At 47.4% G+C, this 626-nt stretch carries 1 pseudogene; it reads right to left on the bottom strand.

The window, feature by feature from the left end:
• Positions 1-626 (bottom strand): annotated as a pseudogene (locus ACO0LL_RS30315) (IS3 family transposase); the annotation flags it as partial.

The raw sequence follows: 626 nt of genomic DNA, 5'->3' as shown, positions 1-626 counted from the left end.
TTCCCTAAGTAATGCGAATAAACGATCTCTTCCTAGCTTAATGCCACGCTCTCTCATCTTTGCTTGAAGCAGGTGCTGCAATTTGCGTGTGCCTATCCGTGGCTGTCGCAAGCGCTTTTCTTTCACCAGATCAATCACTTGCGCATGCTGGTCGCGCCGCTCTTGCTCGCTATGAAGCTGCTTATAGTACGCTTGACGGGTGATTTGGAAATAATGGCAAGCCCTGCTGATGCTTAATCCCGGGATTTGACCTTGTTCGAGGACTTGCCTGAAGGCTTTTTTGGGACAGCAAGCCCATAATCATTCTTGATCACATTCACGATCGCTTCAAACAATTGTGCCTTCTCATTGGCATGCTTGAGTTGAACTTCCAATTCTTTAATCCGCTGTTCTGGCGTTTGTGGCAATGGGGTCTTTGGCATCATGCTTCCTTCTCTTGGTCTGGAACCATGATTATGCCAATCTTGTTGCCCGTGCTTGCGTAACCACACTAAAACTGTTGATCTCCCCTGTATCCCGTACCGGCGCTGAGCTTCTACATAGGTCATCTCGCCTTTTTCTACTTGCTCTACTACTGATAATTTAAAAGTCAGCGTGTAATCTCGCTGACTCCTGCGTATCCCTGT

It is taken from the genome of Undibacterium sp. TC4M20W, assembly GCF_049340245.1.
Taxonomy (GTDB): Bacteria; Pseudomonadota; Gammaproteobacteria; order Burkholderiales; family Burkholderiaceae_D; genus Undibacterium.
This window is presented reverse-complemented; position numbering and strand designations above follow the sequence as displayed.